Origin of the sequence: Terrirubrum flagellatum (genome assembly GCF_022059845.1) — a bacterium.
In the GTDB taxonomy this organism is placed as follows: domain Bacteria; phylum Pseudomonadota; class Alphaproteobacteria; order Rhizobiales; family Beijerinckiaceae; genus Terrirubrum; species Terrirubrum flagellatum.
In genome coordinates this window covers 452,135-468,214 of record NZ_CP091851.1, presented here as the reverse complement: position 1 = coordinate 468,214, position 16,080 = coordinate 452,135, and the positions used below count along the sequence as shown (strand labels likewise).

Here is a 16,080-nt window from a genome sequence, read left to right as displayed (position 1 = left end):
CCGAACATATGGGGAAGAGGGGTTTTGACAAGGCGGCGAACGCGAAAGCGCTGTGCGCAGCGGCTTCCCTCTCCCCGCAAAGCGGGAAGAGGATGGCTTGCGCGGCGCGATGTGCAGCATCGCCGCGAAAGCGAAGCCGTGAGGGGCAAAGAGCGCTTCTCAACGCAAAGCCCCTCATCCGGCCCTTCGGGCTGCCTTCTCCCCGTTGTCACGGGGAGAAGGGAAGGATCAATGCGCCCGCTCCTGCGCGCGGGCCTGCACCACATGATCGGCCGGCTTGCCCGTCAGCTCCGCGAGATGATCGAACTGCGCCGTGAAGGTCGCGACGCCCGATGTCGCCGAACGCAGTTCGACGATCAGCCCGCCCATCTCGGACTCCGGCACCAGGCCGCGCAGCACGTCCCAGCCTTCCCAGCCCGGCCGTGAATCATAGCCGAGGATCTGGCCGCGCCTGGCCGTGATCATCGCGCTCGCGCGCGACAGGCCTTCCGACGGCGTCAGAATCTCGACCGCCATGATCGGTTCGAGCAGCACCGGCTTCGCCTTCGGCATCGCTTCCGTCATCGCAAGCCGCGCCGCCTGCTGGAACGCCATGTCGGAGGAATCGACGGTGTGATAGGAGCCGTCCGTCAGCGTCGCCTGCACGTCGACCACGGGGAATCCCAGCGGCCCGCGCGCGCAATAGGCGCGGAAGCCCTCCTCGACCGACGGGATATATTGCTTCGGCACCACGCCGCCCGTGATCGTGTCCTTGAACTGCACGCCCTCGCCGCGCGCCAGCGGCTCGACCGTCATCACCACATCGCCGAACTGGCCGTGCCCGCCCGACTGCTTGCGATGGCGCCCGCGCTCGCTGACCTTGTGCCGGATGGTCTCGCGATAGCCGACGCTGGGTTTGCCCGTCGTGACCGTCACGCCGAAGCGCCCTTCGAGCCGCTCCATGGCGACGCGCAGATGCATCTCGCCCTGCCCGTGCAGCCTGAATTCGCCAAGCTCCGGCACATGCTGCGTCGACAGCGATGTGTCCTCCTCGACAAGCTTGTTGAGCGCGGCGGACAGACGCACCTCGTCCTTCCGATCCTTCGCGGCGACGGTGATCGTATGCACCGCCTCCGGCGGCGCGATCGACAGGATCGCCGAAGGCCGCTGCGATGATACGGCGATGGCGTCGCCGGTCGCTGCGGGATCGAGCCGCCCGAACGCGACGGTGTCGCCGGCCTCCGCTGTCCCGACTTTTGCGACGCTCGCGCCTGTCAGACGCGACACGCCGGCGATGCGCGCCTCCTGCCCGCCCGAACCGACGATCGTGTCATTGTCCCGAAACGTCCCACGCAGCACGCGCGCAATCGACAATTTGCCGCCATGGCTCGTGTGCAGCGTGCGCATCACCTGCGCCAAAGGCTCGCCATTCTCGTCGACGCCAAGACGGCCGCGCGTCGCCATCACGTCGGGCGCCTCATGGCGCAGCGCTTTCAAAAGACGCGTCACGCCATTGCCGCGCTCGGCCGCGCCGATCAGCACCGGCGCCACATGGCCCTCGCGCAATTCGCGAGAGAGATCATCGAACACGCGGTCGCGCGGCGGCTCGATGTCGGACAGCAGATCCTCCATCAGCGCGTCGTCATAATCGGCGAGCTTTTCCAGCATGGAATAGCGCGCTTCCTTTTCGCGCGGGGATTCATCGCCTGGAATCTCCAGCACCTCGCTTGGCGCATGCTCGCGATAGATGAAGGCGCGTTCGAGCGCGAGATCGATGAAGCCGACAGCGATGCCGTTCTTCCAGATCGGAATCTGGCGCAACAACAAAGGCGTGCGGGACGCAGGCTGCAGCATCTGCAGGGTCTCGCGCACGCGGCGCTGCGCCGCGTCGATCTTGTTGAGGAACAGGAAGCGCGGCACGCCGGCTTCTTCAAGTTCGCGCAGGATCAACGCGAGCTGGGGAATTTTCTTCTCGTCCGCTTCGCAGACGACGACGGCCGCGTCGCACGCCGGCGCGATGTGACGCATCTCATGCAGGAATTCGATCGAACCGGGACAATCGATAAAGGTGAAGCGCTCGCCCATGAAATCGGCGGTGGCGATATTGGGCTCGACGCTCATGGCGTGCGATCGCGCTTCCGCCGAACTGTCGCCGACGCTCGAACCGTCGGTCACGCTGCCCTGCCGCTGGATCGCGCCCATGCGCGCCAGCAGCGCCTCCATCAAACTGGTCTTGCCGCTTTGAAACGGGCCCACGAGGGCGATGCATCGTGGACCCGCGGATTGTCTGCCATTGGCAACCGAACCAGACATGCGCTCCTCCTTCGCTGCGCCCGTTGCGGGCTGTCAGTCGTCAGGTCGCATGACGCGACCGGGCGATCGCGGATGGCGCATCAGCCTCGACGGCCGCCGAGGCATGCGCCGAAGGGTTTGGTGGCAGAGAGCGTCGCGCCGTGACGCGGCGAAGTAAAGTGAAAATGAGGGTCAGCAGGGCTGACAAATCCGCTGCACAGGATTTGCCGCTTCGCCAATCGGATGTGCGGCCGAACACATTGCATTTTCGGAATTTGCGGTTCCGACTTCCGCCAATTGCACTGCAACAATAAACGACAATGGAAACGAGCTGATGTCAGGCGATCCGGATCAGGCGTCCACGCTGCGGCGCGCCGCCGACGAAGCGCTTCGCTATCGCGAGCAGCTTCCGGCGTCGCGGCAAGCGCCGTTGCACGACTTCGCGGCGATGCGAAAAATTTTCTCCGAACCGACGCCGGAACATGGCGCCGCAAGCGACGCCGTCATCGCCGATCTCGTGCGCCGCGCCGATGGCGGGCTCAACGCCATGTCGGGCGCGCGCTTTTTCGGCTGGGTGATCGGCGGCTCGCATCCCGCCGGCGTCGCCGCGGACTGGCTGACAAGCGCGTGGGGACAGAATTGCGGCAACCTGCAGGCTTCGCCCGCGGGCGCCGCTGCGGAAGATGTCGCCGCGAACTGGCTGCTCGATCTCCTCAATCTGCCGCGCGAAAGCTCCATTGGTTTTGTCACCGGCGCGACGGTGGCGAATTTCGTCGGCCTCGCCGCGGCGCGCGGCGCCGTGCTGCGAAAGCAGGGATGGGATGTCGAACGCAATGGCCTGTTCGGCGCGCCTGAGATCACCGTGCTGATTGGCGAGGATGCGCACGCGACTGTTTTCTCGGCGCTGCAATTTCTCGGGCTGGGATATGAGCGCGTGGCGCGCGTGGCGACAGACGATCAGGGCCGCATTCAAATCGCGGCGTTTCGCGACGCGCTGGAAAAATGCAGAGGCCCGGTGATCGCGATCGCGCAGGCCGGACAGATCAACACCGGCGCGTTCGACCCCATCGGCGAAATGGCGAAGATGACCCGCGCGCGCAGCGCCTGGCTGCATGTCGATGGCGCGTTCGGCCTGTGGGCGCGCGCCTGCCCGTCGCGGGCGCATCTCGCCGATGGAATGGAACTGGCGGATTCCTGGGCGACGGACGGCCACAAATGGCTGCAGACGCCTTATGATTGCGGCTATGCGATCGTAAAAGACGCGGACGCGCATCGCAGCGCCATGGCGATCGCTGCAAGCTATTTGCCCGCGAGCGCCGCGCATGAGCGCGATCCCGCGCATTATGTCCCGGAACTGTCGCGTCGCGCCCGCGGTTTTCCCACGTGGGCGATGATCAAGGCGCTCGGCCGCGACGGAATCGCAGATATGATCGAGCGCCATTGCGCGCTGGCGCGTCGCATGGCCGAAAAACTGCGCAAGGCCGAAGGCGTCGAAGTGATCGGCGCGCTCGATCTCAATCAGTTCGTTGCGCGTTTCGGCGCCGATCTCTCGCCTGAGGAGTCGGACGCGATGACGAAAGCCGTCATCTCTGAAATTCAGCGCGACGGCGTCTGCTTCCTCGGCGGCGGCGCCTGGCGCGGACGGCAGGTGATGCGCGTCTCCGTCATCTCATGGGCGACGACGGAGAGCGACATCGACGCGTCGGTCGATGCGATCCTGTCGGCCTATGCGCGCGTGAGGCTGAAAAATGCACGCTGAGCGACAATTGCTCGCACTGTTCGGGCGAAAAAGCACTCGCCCCACGGCTGGAAAGCCGTGAGGCGAGCTTACGCGAAGCGCTGGCGCAGAAGAATGGAGGGGGGAAAGCCACGCCTCTGCGAATATTTCAAACGCTCCGCAACCAATAGCTCTGTTGTGACGTCAGCGCCTGCGCGCCACCGCCGCCGGCGTGAGCGACATCGACTCGACGCCCACCGCGACATTGACGCCAGTCTGCGCCTGCACGGAGAGCGGCTGCAGCGTCACGGTATTGTTGTTGCCGCCGACGAGAAGCTTTCCGCCGCCGCCAACGCCGAGCGACGCATCCGCCGCCGCGCCGCCATAGTTCCCGGCGAGCGCCCCACGGCCGAGACGTCCCGTTTCCGCGACCACCGCCCACACCATGCGTGCTCGCTGCGTCACGCCGACATCAAGGCCGAGCTTGGAGACATTGCCGATATAGGTTTCACGCCGCCCGGCGCGATCGACATAACGGCAGGTGACGTCCTTGTTGGAGCCGATGATCATGCCGACTCCGGCCGACACATCGCAATCCAACGTGCCGATGCGCGAAGCCGCCAGCGCGCCGGTCGTTGTCAGAGAAGCGCCGGACACAGCCGCAATGGCGAACATTTTAGCAAGCGATGTCATGTGACCCTCCATGTTCGACAGGGAAATTCCCAGCGGCGCGAAACGTTCCCGACATGGGCGCCAATTTGCTGATGTGGGGACGGGGGCCCGGGATCGTCGCCAATGGACAGGGGCCAAAGGATTGTCTTCACTCCCGAAATGAGAAATCCCGTTGCAACCGCGCCTGATATCTTCATCCGGCTGGAAGACCCGGCCCAGCCCGACATCGTCGAATTGCTGCGACAGGGCGAGGCGAATTCCGCCCGCCTCTATCCCGCCGAAAGCAACCACCATTTGCCGCTCGACGCGCTGCGCGCGCCTGAAGTTCGCTTCTTCGTGGCGCGCGACGCCGAGGGCCGGGCGCTGGGAACCGGCGCGGTCGTGTTGAAAGGCGACTGGGCCGAGGTGAAACGCATGTGGGTGATCGAGGAGGCGCGCGGACGCGGGCTGTCAAAGACGATCCTCGCGATGCTGGTCTCGACCGCGCAGGCGGAAGGCGCGCGCATGCTGCGGCTTGAAACCGGAAATGTCAGCCATGCGGCGCTGGCTCTTTATCGCGGCGCGGGATTTAAGGAGCGCGGGCCGTTCGAGGGGTACGGACCGGACCCGCTCAGCGTCTTCATGGAGAAAACGCTTTGAAGGGTGCGCCGCGTCGCGCCTTTGCCCGATCAATATTCCGCGTAGATTTCGATGATGTTGTCTTCGGGATCGCGGAAGAACAGCGTGCGGTGACGCCACTGCGGGAGGTCAGTCGGCGCTCTCAGAATGGTCACGCCAGCACCAGCAGCGACAAGTTCGGCATGGCACGCGTCGATGGCGGACGGGGGAACGCGAAAGGCGAGTTGCATCGCCGCCGTCCCCGTCGGCAGTTTCCCGTCATCGCAGACGGGCCAGATTCCGCGCGGCCGCAAAGTCAGCAAGGTCGCGCCGATGCGGAAGCTGACCCAGTTCTCGCGATCGATCTCGATCGGGAACTTCATCACGTCGCGATAGAACGCGCGCGTCTCCGCCATCTTGCTGCAGAGGATCACGGCGTAATCGAGATTGTGGATGTCGCGAAGGCTCATGCGATGCTTTCGTCCAAGCGCGGTTAACTCCAAGCGATATCATATCGCCCAAACCGCCCTCGCGCCGGCCAAATAAAAAGGCCCGCCAGAGGCGGGCCTTCTTGATTGCTCATGAAGCTTCGGACTTCACCGCAACTCGGCGCAGAAGCGCTGGATGCGCTTGCAGGCTTCCTCGAGCTTCTCGTCCGACGTCGCGTACGAGATGCGCATGTTCGGGCCGAGGCCGAAGGACGAGCCGTGAACCGCGGCGACGCCCTCGGTGTTGAGAAGTTCCAGCACGAAATCTTCATCCGTCTCGAGCTTCTTGCCCGACGGCGCGGTCTTGCCCATCAGCTCCGCGACGCTGGGATAGACATAGAAGGCGCCTTCCGGCTTCGGGCATTTCAGCCCGCGCGTCTGGTTGAGCATCGACACCACGAGATCGCGACGGCGCTCGAACGCCTTCTTGAATTTCGGCAGATGCTCCTGCGTGCCGTTGAGCGCCTCGACCGCAGCCCATTGCGAGATCGCTGATGTGCCCGAGGTCTGCTGGCCCTGCACCATGTCCATCGCCTTGATGAGATGGTCGGGGCCGGCGGCGTAGCCGATGCGCCAGCCCGTCATCGCATAGGCTTTCGACACGCCGTTCATGGTCAGCGTGCGATCATAGAGATTGGGCTCCACCTGCGCCGGCGTGACGAAGGTGAAGTCGCCATAGACGAGATGCTCGTACATGTCGTCGGTCAGCACCCAGACATGCGGATGCTTCATCAGCACGTCGGTGAGCGCCTTCATCTCGGCGTGGGTGTAGGCGGCGCCGGAGGGGTTCGACGGCGAATTCAGGATCACCCATTTCGTCTTCGGCGTGATGGCGCGCTCAAGCTCTTCGGGCTGAAGCTTGAAATCGTCCTTCTGGTAGGCGGTGGCGAAGGTCGCGACGCCGCCGCACAGCGCCACCATTTCGGGATAGCTGACCCAGTAGGGCGCCACGCAGATCACCTCGTCGCCCGGATTGAGCGTGGCGAGAAGCGCGTTGTAGATGACATGCTTGCCGCCGGTGGAGACGATGGTGTTCTGCCACTTGTAGTCGAGGCCGTTCTCGCGCTTGAATTTCGCAGCCACGGCCTGGCGCAGCTCGGGAATGCCGGCGACCGGCGTGTACTTCGTTTCGCCGCGGCGGATCGCCTCGATCGCCGCATTCTTGATGTTGTCGGGCGTATCGAAATCCGGCTCGCCGACCGAGAGCGAGATCACGTCTTTGCCCGTCGCTTTGAGGTCCCTGGCCTTCTGCGTCAGCGTGATGGTGGCGGACGGCTTCACGCGCTTCAGCGCGTCGGCGAGGAAGGCCATGGGAACGGGGCTCCAGTCGGATCGCGCAGCCAGACGGCTGCGGCCGGCCTTCTACAGGCCTGAAAGCGCCGCAGCAAATGACGTTTGCGAATGGCCATGATCAGCGAGGCGCGTGCGCCGCCGCACCATCGATCCCTGCGCCTCAAGCCATCATCACGCAAACGGCTTGCGGCCTGGCCGCAGCCGGACGATCATCTCGTGGACGATTTGGAGCCAGATTCATGGGCAAACCCATAGCGCGCGCGGTCGCCGGCGACGCCACGAGCCACGGCCCCCCGCTGGCCCCCGGCCCTGGCAGCCTGAACGTGCTCGCCGGAAACATGCCGGTCTGGCGCGCGCTGCCCACGGGCGCCGGCGCGGCGCTTCAGGCGGCTCAGCAGGCCGCTGACGTCGCAGTCAAGGCGGCGGAAACGGCGACCAAAGCCGCGATGGGCACGCCCGGCGCGCCTGCCGCTCTCGCCGCCGAGACGGCGGCGAAAACGGCCGCCACGGCCGCAATGACCTCGGCCATGTCGGCGGCGGCGAGCGCGTCGACTGGCGTGGCAGCCGCCATGGGCTCGAAGCCCGGCATGTCTGACACCCATCTCTGCACAGTTCCTCTCGTCGCGCCCGTGCCGGCGCCGCACGGACCCGGCATGGTCATCGACGGCTCGACAACCGTCATGTGCAACGGCCTGCCTGTGTCGCGCCAAGGCGACACCCTGATTGAAGCGCTGGGCGGGCCCGACAAGATCGCGATGGCGCTGACGACGGTCCTCGTCGGAGGTTAGCCAATCGTCCGCGCGGAAACGTTCGCCGCAGTCGCCCCGCGCGCGGCGAAGTAACGCGCCGGCGGAGCGCCGAAGCTGCGTTTGAAGACGGCGATGAAATTGCTCGGACTGGCATAGCCCACCGCGTCCGCAACGATCGCGACTTGCGCGCCCCCAGCCAGCATCTCCATGGCGCGCAGCAATCGCGCCTGCGTGCGCCATTGCGCGAAGCTCGTCCCGGTTTCAGCGCGGAACAGGCGGCGCAAGGTGCGCGGCGAGACGCCGCCCCACGCCGCCCATTCTTCAAGCGAGCGCTGATCGGCGAGCTTTCGTGATGCTTCGGTCGCGATCCGCACGAGCCGCGGATCCGTCGGCATCGGCAGATGCAACGGCTCTATTGGCGCGCAACGGATTTCGCTGATGAGCACATCGGCCATGCGCGCCTCGTCGACCGAGAGCGCGTCGCGCTCGGCCCAACCGGCGGCGCGCCGCACCAGCGCCCGCATCAGTTCGCTCACTCCGATCACGCGGGCGCGATCGGGCAGATCGCGGCACGCTGCGGGCAGCACATGTGCGCTCCAGCCGGCGAGAGCGCCGCTCATGCCGCCACGATGGCGCATCCGCGGCGGGACCCAGCAGGCGCGATGCGGCGGCAACGTCCAGGAACCATCCGGCGTGCGGATGGTGAGCAGACCGCTCTCGATCCAGATGAGCTGGCCGCGCAGATGGCTGTGCCAGCGGGTTTCGCGCGTGCCCAGCCGAAATTCGGCGGCGGGATCATCCGAACCCCGTTGCGCGATGATCGCCGGCCCATCCGGCCGGTCGGTCTTGTCGATCGCGAAAGGAGAAGGTTTGGCCATTTCACCACATTTATTGTCCAGATGTCGTTACCGCAACAGCGCCGCCCTCGCCATAGTCCGCCGGCGCCCGCTTCCAGGCGCGTCGCTATCGGAGCGCTTTCATGTCCGCCTCGCTCGCCGCGCCAGCCCCGGCGCCGGCCTCAACCTCGCCCACGCCACCATCGTTGCTGAGCGACGGCTTCCCGCCCTGGATCGCAGTCGCGATCGCTTCCCTCTCCTCGTTCATGGTGGTCATGGACGGCGCGATCGTGAACGTCGCGCTGCCATCGATGCGCGCCGATCTCGGCCTCTCGGCCGCGGCGCTGCAATGGGTGGTCGACGCTTATCTGCTGGCGCTCGGCGGCGCGATGCTGCTCGCGGCGCGCGCCGGCGATCTCTATGGCCGCCGCACGATTCTGCAGGCGGGCCTCATCCTGTTCACCGCGGCGAGCGTCATCGGCGGCTTCGCATCGAACGGCGCCGCGCTGATCGCGGCGCGCGCGGCGCAGGGACTCGGCGCGTCGGCGCTGGCCACCTCGACGCTCGCGCTCGTCGTCGCCGTCTATCAGAATCCTGATCGGCGCGGCCGCGCCGTCTCGTTTCTCATCGCCGCCAGCGCCATCGCCGCAGCGCTCGGCGTCACCATCGGCGGCATGCTTACGCACGCGCTCAACTGGCGCTGGGTGATGTTCGTCAACGCGCCCGTCGGCGTCATTCTGATTGCGCTCGTCGCGATATGCCTGAGCGCGCGTCGCAATGACGGAATGCTACCGAAGCTCGATATTCCCGGCGCGGTTGCGATCACGCTTGCCCTCGCGACAATGACCTATGGCGTGACGCAGGCGCCGATAACAGGCTGGACGTCGACGACGACGCTGGCGTCGCTCGGCGCGGCTGTCTTTTTTCTGGTCGTGTTCATCACGATCGAAAGCCGCGCCGCGCAACCCTTGATCAGGCTCGACATCTTTCGTCTGCGGCAGGTCTCATGGGGCAACGTGATGCTGCTTTGCGTCGGCGCCGTGCTGACAACGTCGATCTTTCTGATCGCGCTCGCGCTGCAGCAGGTCGCCGGCTACGACGCCCTGCAAGCCGGACTGGCGATGTTTCCGATGACCATCGCGATCGCGATCGCCTCGATCGGCGGACGACGCCTCGGTCTCGGCGGACGGTCGCCATTGATCGGCGCGCTCATGGCCGCGGCCGGACTTGGCTGGCTGTCTTTCCTGCCGCTCCGGCCCGATTTTCCGACGCATCTTCTGATCCCCACCGTGCTGATCGGGCTCGGCGCCGGGCTGAAGATCGCAACCGCGATCAGCGCGGCGCTCGACGGCGTGCCGCAGAAGGATGCGGGGCTCGCATCCGGCCTGCTCAACACGTCGCGGCAGATCGGCGGCGCGCTTGGCGTCGCAATCGGCGCGACGGTGGCGCATATGGCGACCTCAGGCTGGAACGGAGAGCCGGCCCTGGCCGAACTCGCGGGCTATCGCGCCGCCTTCCTGGCCACGGGCGCTCTCAGCCTTCTCGCAGGACTGGCGTCGCTCGCGCTGCCGCGCAAATCGATCTGAACTACGATGCGGGGCCGCGCGCCCTGCATGGCTCTGATCGCATCAAATGAAGTTGCAGATGAGCGCCGGGCGGGATCATTCAAGCTCGACCGGCGGTTTGCCTTCGAGCATCTTCGCCGGCGCGGAGACCACGCCTCCGACCACGCCGCCGATCACATTCACGGTGTCCGCGGTCAGGAGATGAATGCCGTCGCCAAGGCCGACACGGCTGTCATTGATCGACTGGCCTTCAGCCAACCGGCCGCCGATCAGGCGCACGATCTCCGGGCTCGTCGCGAACTTGTCGTGATTGAACGAGCCGCGCTCGCCGCTCAGCGCCGTCAGATCGAACACCGCGATCTTGTTGGCGACGAATTCCGACTTGTAGGGCTCCGCCTCGGGATCGACGGCGCCGATGCGCGCCACGCTGCCCCAGACGCGTTTGGAAAAGCCGAGCGCCTGATCGTCGCGCGAGACGAACAGGGTGAGGCGCGGCCGCTGCGGGCCAAGCTCCGCGATCTGGCGTCGGAACACATCCACATCGACGTCGGGCGCCGCGAGCATCACATCCTTGATCTTGGCTGGCGCGCGGCCGCGCCGGATCGCGCTCTGCCGCAGGGCTTCGAGCGTCACCCAATTGCCCATGGAATGCGCGATGACGTCGATCTCGCGCACGGATGGATCGGCGTTCAGCATGTCAAACAGCGACTCAAGCGCGTCGCGGCTGTAGCTCGCGCTCTCATGATCATAGCCATAAGCGAGCAACTTCCCGCGCGACGGCCATGTGAAGAGAAGCGGCGCGCCCGGCGCGCGCGAATCGTAGGCGAATTGCGCAAAGCGCATCACCGCATCGTCATAGCGATTGTTATAGCCATGAACGAACACCAGCACGCGGCCCTGACGGCGCGACGCTTCCTGCTTGAGCCTGAGACGCAGCGCATCGCGATTGAGGCGGCCTGATTTCAGCGCGACGAATTCGCGCGCGGGATCGCCGGGAGTGCTGCGCGGCCACTGCACCTCGCCGATCTTGCGCGCGCTGTCAGGCGGAATGGAAATAGCAACCTCGGCGTAGGCAGGCTCCTTGGCGCGCTCGCCGCTGAAAAGCTCGCCCGGAACCGCGTTGGTCGATTGCCGCGTCGTCGCGACCAGCATGTCGACGCGATGCGCGCCGGGCACGAGCGCGATATCGCCGAGCGGCGTCAGAGCATTTTCAGCGCGGCTGGCGCAGCCCGCAATGATGAGCGCGACAATGAGCGCGCACCCGACGCGCGGAATGCTTCGCCGGCGCAGCGCTGCGTGCAGCGCGCGCGTTTCAGGTTGATCTTCGACGTCCAAGGCGCGCTCGCTCATCGCGGCGGAATGAACGGCGGCGGCGAAGGGGAGTCAACTCTGCGTGGCGTCGCGACGATTCGGCCTTTGCCATCACGCTCCACAGTCGCCATCTTACGCCAAGACCAATCGATCAAATGCATCTGATGCGAGGAGCCCGCGATGAAGATCATCCGCGCCGGAGAGAGGCCGAGCCGTCGTCCCAATCCCGAATGGGCCACGGGAACCGTGTGGCAGGACCCGATCATCGAGGCGCCGCAGCCGGCGCGCGTGCGTGCACTGAAGGTGACCTTCGAACCCGGCGCGCGCACCGTGTGGCACGCGCATCCGCTCGGCCAGACGCTTCATGTCCTCTCCGGCGTCGGCCGCTTCCAGACCTGGGGCGAAAAAGCGGTCGAGATCAGGCCCGGCGACACGATCTGGATTCCGCCCGGCGAGAAGCACTGGCACGGCGCCGCGCCCGACGCGGTGATGGTTCACCTCGCCATGCAGGAGGCGGACGAGAACGGCTCGCATGTGACCTGGATGGAGAAGGTGAACGACGAAGATTGTGGCGCGGCGTGAGCAGCGGCGCGCCGACAGTCGCCCAACTTCCTCTAGGTCATTGATTTCCTGCGCGATTCACGAAGCGCTAGCCTTATTTGCAACTCGCCCCGTCCCTTAAAAAGGGTGCGGCGGAATTTAGCGATTGCTTATCACAGGCGCTGCATGGTGACGGACGTTTGGCGCCGCCCATGCTCGACAAGCTCCTTCGGCCTTTTCTCGCCAGATCGCTGTCCCTCGCAGTGACGGCTTTTCTGGCTGCGGTCTGCGTCCTCTTCGTCGGCCATGAGGCCTGGCGGATTTTCGATAATCGCGCCCACGCGCTGCGTGAGGCGCGCACGGACCTGCTCAATCTGTCCCGGTCCATCGCGCAGCACGCCGAGGATACGGTCAGGACCGTCGACGCGGTCCTCATCAATATGGTCAGGCAACTGGAAAACGGCGCGGCGAAGGGCGAGGAGCCACAGCGGCTGGAACTTCTGGTCCGCGAGCAGATCGTGCGACTGCCGCCGATCTCGAACATCGTCTTCATCGACCGGAACGGATTGCTCGCATTGAGCGGCTCGCAGGCCCCCAACGGGATGGATCTGCACGACCGGGACTATTTCCATTATCATCAGAATGATGCGAGCCGGCTCCTCCGTATCAACCGGCCGGTGCGCAGCAGAAGCACGGGGCGCTGGGTTATTCCGATGACCCGCCGCGTCGATGCGCCCGACGGCGCGTTCGCCGGAGTCGTCGCCGCGGTCGTCGATATGGACTACTTCCAGTCTTTCTATGATCGCTTCGACATCGGCGAACGCGGCGCGATTTTGCTCGCGACCGCAAGCGGCGACATTCTTGTCCGTCGCCCCTTCCTAGAGGCCAACATCGGCCGCAGCGTCGCCAATGGCGGCATCTTCAAGGAGCTGCTGCCCAACAGCCTCGAAGGCGTGGGAGAAATCCGGTCCTCGACCGACGGCGTGGTGCGGATCAACGGCTATCGCAAGCTCGACGCCTATCCGCTTGTGCTGGCGATCGCCGAAGAGACCGACGAGATTCTCGCCCCCTGGCGCGCCGCGACCAGGGTGGACATCATCCGCGCGAGCGCGCTTGGCGCGATCATCATCGCGCTCGGACTTGCGTTGGGAATGCGCACGCGCGCGCTCGCAAAACGCGACTCTCTCTTGCGCGCCACACTCGACAACATGAATCAGGGTCTGATTGTCGTCGACGAGAAGGGAACGCTGCCGATCTGCAATCGCCGGGCGCGCGAATTGCTCGATTTGCCGCCGTCGCTGATCGAATCCCGACCGACCGCGACGGACGTCATCAATTATCAGACTGAGCGTGGCGAATTCGACAACGTCCCGCCCGAAGTGCGGCAGCGCGTCAATCCGCGCACCCATGGCGATACGGAGCATGTCTATGAACGCGTGCGGCCGAATGGAACGATGCTGGAGATCCGCACGATTCCCTTCGACAAGGGCGGCGTCGTGCGGACCTACACCGACATCACCGAACGCAATCGCTTCGAACAGCAATTGCGCCGCAGCGAGCAGGAATATCGGCTGCTCGCCGACAACACTTCCGATATCGTCGCGCGTCTGAACGGCGAAGGGCGTTTCGAATATGTGTCTCCCGCAAGCCGCGACATTCTCGGATACCAGCCGGACGAACTGATCGGACGGCATGCGAGCGACATCGTGCATGCCGCCGAACGGCCGCTCTGGCTCAGCGGCGCGGTGAATGCGCCCGCAAGAGACGCCGCCGTCGCCCAAACCATTTATCGCGCGGTGAGAAAGGACGGCTCGGCCGTATGGGTCGAGGAAAACCGGAAATGGCTGTCGGAGATCGGCGAATATGTGCTGTCGATCCGCGACATCTCGAAGCGCAAACACGCCGAGTTGTTGCTTGAGGCCGCGAACAGGCGCCTTGAATCGATCGCGCGACTCGACGGGCTGACCGGCGTTCCCAACCGCCGCGCCTTCGACGAAGCGCTGGCGACGGAGCTTCGCCGCGCGAGCCGCAGCCGGACGCCCGTCAGCCTGATCATGATCGATACCGATCATTTCAAAGCCTATAATGATTTCTACGGCCATCTCGCCGGCGACGAGTGTCTGAAAGTGACCGCCTCCATGCTCAAGGCCACGCTGAGCAGGCCGGGCGACTTCGTCGCCCGCTATGGCGGCGAGGAATTCGCGATCATTCTGCCGAACACGCCAGCGGCGGGTGCGCGCGAACTGGCGGAGCGCCTGGGCGAGGCGATGCGAAAGCTGGCGCTGCCGCATGAAAAATCAGCCTTCGGCGTCGTCACCTTGAGCATGGGCGTGGCCAGCGTGTCGCCGACGCCCGGCTCCGATTTCAGGCGGCAGCTCATCTCGCGCGCCGACAAGGCGCTCTATGCGGCCAAACGCGACGGCCGCAACCGCATCGCCGCGGCGGAGAGCGAGGAACAGACCGCGCGGGAAACGCCCCGCATTCGCGCGGCTGGGTCGTGAGCGGCTGGGTCGTGAGAGGTGACGCGCGTCCGCAACCGGCTCACATAACCCGGGCCGGGATGTGATCAGGCGTGATCCCGGGGACCGCGACGAAACCACGGCCGGCGCCTATATAGGGCGCATGCTCTTCGCATTCCTCAACCGTTTCCTTGGGAGCCCGCCGATGGTCGCGACGTCAGCCGAGAAGACCTTTCCCGTCACCCATACCGACGCCGAGTGGCGCGCGATGCTGACGCCGGAACAGTACGACGTGCTGCGCGGCCATGGCACCGAGCGGCCGGGCTCCTGCTCGCTGTTGCGCGAGAAGCGGCGGGGCGTGTTCGAATGCGCCGGCTGCGGCCAGCCCGTCTTCGCGTCCGGCACAAAGTTCGAGAGCGGCACCGGCTGGCCGAGCTTCGACACGCCGGTCGAAGGCGCGATCGAGGAGAATGTCGACCGTTCCTACGGCATGGTCCGCACCGAGGTGCATTGCAGCCGCTGCGGCGGCCATATGGGTCACGTTTTTCCGGATGGCCCGCCGCCGACCGGCCTGCGCTATTGCATCAATGGCGTGGCGCTGAACTTCAAGCCTGGGGAATAGCGAGCTTCGGCGTCGCCTCGGCGGAGCAGGAGTCAGTAACGATCTCCGCCGTCGCGGCTTCGGCCAGCAGCCACTCGCGAAACAGACGGATCTTGCGCTCTTTCGCGCGGCCTTCGGGATAGATCAGCCAGTAAGCCTTTTCATCCATCATCATGTGCGGGAAAGGCTGCACGAGTCGCCCTGACGACAATTCGTCATTGAAGAACATCGGCATAACAAGCGCGACGCCGTAACTGCGCAGCGCCGCCTGCACGTCCATCGTCTGGGTGTAGAGCGTGAGCGACGGCTTCGCCGCCGTCGCAGCATCCGCCGCGCCGACTTCCGCGAACCAGCGACGCCAGGCGCCATCGACATCGCCGAGCAGCCGCGCTTTCAGAAGATCGGCCGGCTCCCTGAAATCGAACTGGTCGCGCAGCTCCGGCGTGCAAACCGGCGTGTAGCGTGTGTTGAACAGCTTGTGCTCGATCAGCCCCGGCCAGCCGCCCGCTCCAAACCGCACGCCGACATCGAATGGCTCGTCGGCGAAATCGACGAGGCGCTCGCTGGCGTCGACCCGGATTTCGAGGCCGGGATTCGCCGCTTGGAAATCTGCAAGGCGCGGCGTCAGCCAGGTCATGGCGAGCGTATGCAGCGCGGTAATCGAAAGAACCGAGCGCTGGCTGCGCGTCGCCTCGGCAAAGGCGTTGGCGAGGGCGTTCAGCGCCTTCGTCACCGGGCCAGCGAGCTTCTGGCCCGTCGCGGTCAGCGTCACCTGCCGCGGCTGGCGCACGAAGAGCGGCGTGCCGATGCGGTCTTCGAGCAGCCTGATCTGGTAGCTCACGGCCGCCTGCGTCATGCCGAGCTCCTCCGCCGCGCGGGTGAAGCTCTGATGGCGCGCCGCCGCCTCAAATGCGCGCACGGCGCTCAGCGGCGGCACGCGGGACGCAGGCGGATCATGGCTGGCGGGCATGGGTTGACATA

General features: G+C 65.6%; 14 protein-coding genes. 7 read left to right on the top strand and 7 right to left on the bottom strand.

The features are described from left to right. Positions 1 to 228: 228 nt before the first annotated feature. On the bottom strand, positions 229 to 2,292 hold the full coding sequence (locus tag L8F45_RS02300) for an elongation factor G (protein WP_342361271.1): 2,064 nt from the start codon (positions 2,290 to 2,292) through the stop codon (positions 229 to 231). Between the two features lie 313 nt (positions 2,293 to 2,605). Here L8F45_RS02300 and L8F45_RS02295 point away from each other — a divergent pair, with 313 nt between their 5' ends. Then, positions 2,606 to 4,030: a pyridoxal phosphate-dependent decarboxylase family protein gene (locus L8F45_RS02295; protein ID WP_342361270.1), complete on the top strand. Its 1,425-nt coding sequence runs from the start codon at positions 2,606 to 2,608 to the stop codon at positions 4,028 to 4,030. A 162-nt stretch (positions 4,031 to 4,192) separates the two neighbouring features. Here the strand turns inward: L8F45_RS02295 and L8F45_RS02290 are convergent, their stop codons facing one another. Continuing rightward, on the bottom strand, positions 4,193 to 4,681 hold the full coding sequence (locus L8F45_RS02290) for a DUF992 domain-containing protein (RefSeq protein WP_342361269.1): 489 nt from the start codon (positions 4,679 to 4,681) through the stop codon (positions 4,193 to 4,195). Positions 4,682 to 4,819: 138 nt separating this feature from the next. Here L8F45_RS02290 and L8F45_RS02285 point away from each other — a divergent pair, with 138 nt between their 5' ends. After that, the gene (locus L8F45_RS02285; RefSeq protein ID WP_342361268.1) at positions 4,820 to 5,299 is read left to right on the top strand and encodes a GNAT family N-acetyltransferase; all 480 of its coding nucleotides are present in this window, start codon (positions 4,820 to 4,822) and stop codon (positions 5,297 to 5,299) included. A gap of 29 nt (positions 5,300 to 5,328) precedes the next feature. Here L8F45_RS02285 and L8F45_RS02280 read toward each other — a convergent pair whose 3' ends face one another. Together L8F45_RS02280 and L8F45_RS02275 are read right to left on the bottom strand one after the other, a co-directional pair. Further along, a complete protein-coding gene (locus L8F45_RS02280) occupies positions 5,329 to 5,727 on the bottom strand; it encodes a VOC family protein (RefSeq protein ID WP_342361267.1) in 399 nt (132 codons plus the stop codon). 126 nt (positions 5,728 to 5,853) lie between these two features. After that, complete coding sequence (locus tag L8F45_RS02275; protein ID WP_342361266.1) at positions 5,854 to 7,056, bottom strand: pyridoxal phosphate-dependent aminotransferase; 1,203 nt, start codon at positions 7,054 to 7,056, stop codon at positions 5,854 to 5,856. A gap of 221 nt (positions 7,057 to 7,277) precedes the next feature. On the opposite strand from L8F45_RS02275, the gene L8F45_RS02270 reads away from it, so the two are divergent. Next, positions 7,278 to 7,826 carry a PAAR domain-containing protein gene (locus L8F45_RS02270; protein WP_342361265.1) on the top strand — a complete coding sequence of 183 codons (549 nt, stop codon included), beginning with the start codon at positions 7,278 to 7,280 and terminating at the stop codon, positions 7,824 to 7,826. Here L8F45_RS02270 and L8F45_RS02265 read toward each other — a convergent pair. Continuing rightward, the gene (locus tag L8F45_RS02265) at positions 7,823 to 8,665 is read right to left on the bottom strand and encodes an AraC family transcriptional regulator (protein ID WP_342361264.1); all 843 of its coding nucleotides are present in this window, start codon (positions 8,663 to 8,665) and stop codon (positions 7,823 to 7,825) included. The two genes, L8F45_RS02270 and L8F45_RS02265, sit on opposite strands and share 4 nt — an antisense overlap. 101 nt (positions 8,666 to 8,766) lie before the next feature. Between L8F45_RS02265 and L8F45_RS02260 the strand changes: the two genes are divergently transcribed. Next, positions 8,767 to 10,209 (top strand): MFS transporter, encoded by a 1,443-nt coding sequence (locus L8F45_RS02260; protein ID WP_342361263.1) that lies wholly within the window; start codon positions 8,767 to 8,769, stop codon positions 10,207 to 10,209. A 75-nt stretch (positions 10,210 to 10,284) separates the two neighbouring features. Here the strand turns inward: L8F45_RS02260 and L8F45_RS02255 are convergent, their stop codons facing one another. Next, positions 10,285 to 11,523 carry an alpha/beta hydrolase gene (locus L8F45_RS02255; RefSeq protein WP_342361262.1) on the bottom strand — a complete coding sequence of 413 codons (1,239 nt, stop codon included), beginning with the start codon at positions 11,521 to 11,523 and terminating at the stop codon, positions 10,285 to 10,287. Between the two features lie 156 nt (positions 11,524 to 11,679). On the opposite strand from L8F45_RS02255, the gene L8F45_RS02250 reads away from it, so the two are divergent. The 3 genes from L8F45_RS02250 to msrB all read left to right on the top strand — a co-directional run bounded on the left by L8F45_RS02250 (position 11,680) and on the right by msrB (position 15,120). Continuing rightward, positions 11,680 to 12,081, top strand: a complete 402-nt coding sequence (locus L8F45_RS02250; protein ID WP_342361261.1) for a (R)-mandelonitrile lyase — start codon at positions 11,680 to 11,682, stop codon at positions 12,079 to 12,081. 170 nt (positions 12,082 to 12,251) lie between these two features. Beyond that, positions 12,252 to 14,540 (top strand): diguanylate cyclase domain-containing protein, encoded by a 2,289-nt coding sequence (locus L8F45_RS02245; protein ID WP_342361260.1) that lies wholly within the window; start codon positions 12,252 to 12,254, stop codon positions 14,538 to 14,540. A 163-nt stretch (positions 14,541 to 14,703) separates the two neighbouring features. Then, on the top strand, positions 14,704 to 15,120 hold the full coding sequence (gene msrB / locus L8F45_RS02240) for a peptide-methionine (R)-S-oxide reductase MsrB (protein ID WP_342361259.1): 417 nt from the start codon (positions 14,704 to 14,706) through the stop codon (positions 15,118 to 15,120). Here msrB and gcvA read toward each other — a convergent pair. Next, positions 15,104 to 16,069 (bottom strand): transcriptional regulator GcvA, encoded by a 966-nt coding sequence (gcvA, locus tag L8F45_RS02235; RefSeq protein ID WP_342361258.1) that lies wholly within the window; start codon positions 16,067 to 16,069, stop codon positions 15,104 to 15,106. The genes msrB and gcvA overlap by 17 nt on opposite strands. Positions 16,070 to 16,080 lie beyond the last annotated feature (11 nt).